The sequence below is a fragment of the Sphingobium sp. Ant17 genome, from assembly GCF_000588875.1.
Lineage (GTDB): Bacteria > Pseudomonadota > Alphaproteobacteria > Sphingomonadales > Sphingomonadaceae > Sphingobium.
The window spans coordinates 1-3885 of the sequence record NZ_JEMV01000135.1 but is presented as its reverse complement, the minus strand read 5'-3'; the positions used below and the strand labels follow the sequence as shown (position 1 = coordinate 3885).

5 protein-coding genes are annotated in these 3885 nt (G+C 67.0%); 4 read left to right on the top strand and 1 reads right to left on the bottom strand.

The annotated features are described in order from the left end of the window. Positions 1 to 263 (bottom strand): helix-turn-helix domain-containing protein (locus tag BF95_RS24615; RefSeq protein ID WP_043155421.1); only part of this gene is annotated, 263 nt, incomplete at its 3' end. 201 nt (positions 264 to 464) lie between these two features. Here BF95_RS24615 and BF95_RS24610 point away from each other — a divergent pair. The 4 genes from BF95_RS24610 to BF95_RS24595 form a co-directional block, all read left to right on the top strand. Continuing rightward, the gene (locus BF95_RS24610) at positions 465 to 860 is read left to right on the top strand and encodes an endonuclease domain-containing protein (RefSeq protein WP_081764287.1); all 396 of its coding nucleotides are present in this window, start codon (positions 465 to 467) and stop codon (positions 858 to 860) included. A 53-nt stretch (positions 861 to 913) separates the two neighbouring features. Then, positions 914 to 2221, top strand: a complete 1308-nt coding sequence (locus tag BF95_RS24605; protein ID WP_043155419.1) for a M28 family peptidase — start codon at positions 914 to 916, stop codon at positions 2219 to 2221. Between the two features lie 34 nt (positions 2222 to 2255). Further along, positions 2256 to 3590, top strand: a complete 1335-nt coding sequence (locus tag BF95_RS24600; protein WP_043155417.1) for a DNA-packaging protein — start codon at positions 2256 to 2258, stop codon at positions 3588 to 3590. A gap of 68 nt (positions 3591 to 3658) precedes the next feature. Next, positions 3659 to 3885, top strand: a 227-nt coding sequence (locus tag BF95_RS24595; RefSeq protein ID WP_043155415.1) for a hypothetical protein, incomplete at its 3' end; no start/stop codon positions are given.

The window sequence follows — 3885 nt, the reverse complement described above, 5'->3', positions numbered from 1 at the left end:
TGGGCGAGGCGATCAAGGATTGTCTCGCGCAAGGCATCGTCGCGCTCCAGCCTGGTCCCTGACCAGCGCCGGGCATTTGCCTGCGCTTGCGCGTAGGCAGGTTGGTAGCCGACCTTGGAACCGGCATTGCGCTTCAACTCCCGCGCGATGGTCGACGGCTGGCGATCCAGAGTTGCAGCGATTTTGCGGATCGATTGCCCGGCTTCGCGAAGCCGGGCAATCGAACATCGCTCCTCAATCGATAACTGGCTGTAGTTCGACATGGCAGCACCTGTGTGAGGTGTTGCACTTCGTTTGTGAACTCACAAGGGCTAGAAGGTGGAAAGCCTCGCCCAAGCCTATAACCGCCGCGCTGGTCGACCCATCCCTTGAAATAAAGCCCGCTAACCCACTTCCCCTTAAGCCCTCTCCCGCAGGCGGGAGAGGGTTGGGTGAGGGTCTTCCTTACTGTATGGCGGTGAACGATGTATCCGGTCCGTCGCCAGATAAGCCCCCATGCGAGCCGCCTTCGCCGCGACATGACGGATGTCGAGCGCGCGGTCTGGCGCGCGTTGCGCAACCGTCAACTCGAAGGTTTCAAATTCCGAAGACAGGCGACCGTTGGGCCGTTTGTGGTGGATTTTCTGTGCGTTGAAGTCGCGATGGTTATCGAAATCGATGGCGGCCAGCATAGCGAAGAGGCTGATCGGGCGCGGACGGGGTTTCTGGAAGCGCGCGGGTTGCGCGTCATGCGGTTTTGGAACAGCGATGTGGTGGACAATTTTGACGGTGTGATCGAGGCCATTCGTATCGCGCTTTTGAAGAATGAGAAGAAGAAGACCCTCACCCAACCCTCTCCCGCAAGCGGGAGAGGGCTTTAGATGGACGGGTAAGGCGGCTTTACAGCTGTGTAGCAGGCGGTAGGGTGGCCCTCATGAAAATCATGACCTTGCTCGTTGCTGCTTCGGCGCTTTCCACTCCTGCCATCGCCCAGACCCAGGCGCCTGATCCTGCGCGGCTCAAGGCGAGCGTCGAGAAACTGGTCAGTTTCGGGACGCGGCATACGCTTTCGTCGGCGAGCGACCCCAAGCGGGGGATTGGGGCGGCGCGGACGTGGGCGGCGGCGGAGTTTGCGCGGATATCCAAAACCTGCGGGGGGTGTTTGAAGGTCGAGAGCGTGTCGGAGCGATTTACGGGGCCGCGGGTGCCCGATGGCGCGGATGTGGTGGATGTGCTGGCGATCCAGACCGGGACGGGTGACCCGAACCAGGTGGTGATCATCGCCGCGCATATCGATAGCCGGGTCAGCGATGTGATGGATTTTACCAGCGATGCGCCGGGCGCGAACGACAATGGGTCGGGTAGCGCGCTGGTGATGGAGGCGGCGCGGGTGCTGGCAGGCGAAAAGTTCGACGGGACGATCGTCTATGCGCTGCTGTCGGGCGAGGAGCAGGGCTTGCTGGGCGGCAAGTTGCTGGCCAAGACCGCCAAGGCGCGGGGTTGGCAGGTGCGGGCGATGTTGAACAACGACATCGTCGGCAACACGACCGGGCAGAATGGCCGGATCGTCGCTAACCGGGTGCGGGTGTTTTCCGAAGGAATACGGTCGGCCGAGGATGCCAAGGCGGGGATGACGCGGCGCGGGATCGGTGGCGAGGATGACGGGCCGTCGCGCGCGCTGGCCAAGGCGATCGATGACATTGCCGAGGCCAATCCGCAGATCGGGCTGGATGTGTTCGCGGTGCGGCGGCCCGATCGGTTCGGGCGGGGTGGCGATCATACGCCGCTGCTGGAGGCGGGCTATCCCGCCGTGCGCTTTTCGGTGGGGATCGAAAATTATGACCGGCAGCATCAGGATCTGCGCGTCGAAGCGGGGCGCGACTATGGCGATACCGTCAAGGGGATGGACTTTCCCTATCTGGCGAAGGTGACGGCGCTCAATGTCGCGGCGTTGCGGACGCTGGCCAGCGCGCCGGCTGCGCCCGCGGTCGTGTCGCTCGATGGGGCGCTGTCGATGGATACGCGGGTGTTCTGGGACGCGGTGCCGGGGGCGGCGGCTTACAAGGTTTACTGGCGGCGGGCCGATGCGCAGGATTGGGCGGACAGCCGGGTCGTGACCGGCGCGACCGAAACGGTGCTGAAGGATGTGGTGGTCGACGATCATTTCATCGGCGTGGCGGCGATCGGTAAGGATGGCGCGGCGAGCATCGTGACGTTCGGGGGCATGGCGCCGCGCAAGTAGGGGGCGGTGTCGCCGTCCTGACGAGGGGAGGGCGATGCAGAGTTCGCATATCGAATGGCTGGCCGAGCGGCCGGGCGAGCGCGACCGGCTGTTGCGGTCGCTGGGCCCGGTGGCGAGCGAGGCGCTGGCGCATGATTGGAGCGCGGTGGCGCGGCCGGGGCAGGTTGCGCCGCCGGGCGATTGGCGCATCTGGCTGATGATGGCGGGGCGCGGCTTTGGCAAGACGCGGGCCGGGGCGGAATGGGTGCGGGGGATTGCCGAGAGTGATCCGGGTGCGCGGATCGCGCTGGTGGGCGCGACGCTGGGCGAGGCGCGGCGGGTGATGGTGGAAGGGGCGTCGGGCCTTCTGGCGATTGCGCCCTGGTGGTGTCGGCCGGTCTTTGCGCCTGCGCTGCGCAAGCTGATCTGGCCCAATGGCGCGGTGGCGACTTTGTTCGGGGCGGCGGAGCCGGAGAGTTTGCGCGGGCCGCAATTCAGCCATGGCTGGGCCGACGAGATCGCCAAATGGCCCTTTGCGGAAAGTGCCTGGGATAATCTGATGATGACGATGCGGCTGGGTAGCGCGCCCCGCGTGATGGCGACGACGACGCCGCGACCGGTGGCGCTGGTGCGGCGGCTGGTGGCGGGCGCTGGTCCAGGTGGCGATGTCGTCGTGACGCGCGGGCGGACGGTGGAAAATAGCGCCAACCTGGCCGATGGCTTCATCGCGGCGATGACGCGCAGCTATGGCGGCACGCGGCTGGGGCGGCAGGAACTGGACGGCGAATTGATCGAGGAGGTGGCGGGGGCTTTGTGGAGCCGCGACCTGATCGAGCGGTGCCGGGTGGCGCATGTGCCGGGCGGCGCGGGGGACGCTGCGCTGCTGACGCGGGTGGTGGTGGCGGTCGATCCGCCCGCGTCCGCGCATGGCGATGCGTGCGGGATCGTGGTGGTGGGCCTCGGCCGGGACGGGCGCGGCTATGTGATCGCGGATGCGAGCGTCGAGGGTTGTTCGCCCGAAGTCTGGGCGCGCGCGGTGGCGGCGGCGGCGCTGGTGCATGGCGCGGACAAGGTGGTGGCCGAGGCGAATAATGGTGGCGCGATGGTGGACAGCGTGCTGCGCGCGGCGGCGCAGACGCTGCCGGTGCGGCTGGTCCATGCGAGCCGGGGCAAGGTGGCGCGGGCGGAGCCGGTGGCGGCTTTGTACGAAGCCGGGCGGGTCGCGCATCGCGGGGCTTTCCCGGCGCTGGAGGATGAGATGTGCGGGCTGGTGCTGGGCGGCGGCTATGAGGGGCCGGGGCGATCGCCGGATCGGGCGGATGCGTTGGTGTGGGCGCTGAGCGAGTTGATGCTGGGGCGGCAGGGCGTGGCGCAGGTGCGGGGGTTGTGAGGCAAGGAACTTGCGGCGGCGTTCGATCGTTTCGGCTGCATCATATCAAGAGCTTATGGAGCAAGCGCATGAAGACGGTCAAGATTTTGGGTGCCCTGGTGGGCGTGACATTAGTGGCGTCCCCGGTGCTGGCGGCGTCGCTGAGCAGCAAGGAGCGGGCGCGGGTGGCGCGGGCTGCGCCGCGCGATCGCGACGATGTGCGCTATTGCCTGTTGCAGGGCAAGAAGGGCCGCGACAAGGGCACGGTGATCGGCGCGGCCGGTGGCGCTGGCGCGGGTTGCTGGCGGGCGGCGGG

Excerpts from the sequence above, each read along its gene's own strand:
- BF95_RS24610 (WP_081764287.1), top strand. The coding sequence starts at position 465 with ATGTATCCGGTCCGTCGCCAGATAAGCCCCCATGCGAGCCGCCTTCGC.
- BF95_RS24605 (WP_043155419.1), top strand. The coding sequence starts at position 914 with ATGAAAATCATGACCTTGCTCGTTGCTGCTTCGGCGCTTTCCACTCCT.
- BF95_RS24600 (WP_043155417.1), top strand. The coding sequence starts at position 2,256 with ATGCAGAGTTCGCATATCGAATGGCTGGCCGAGCGGCCGGGCGAGCGC.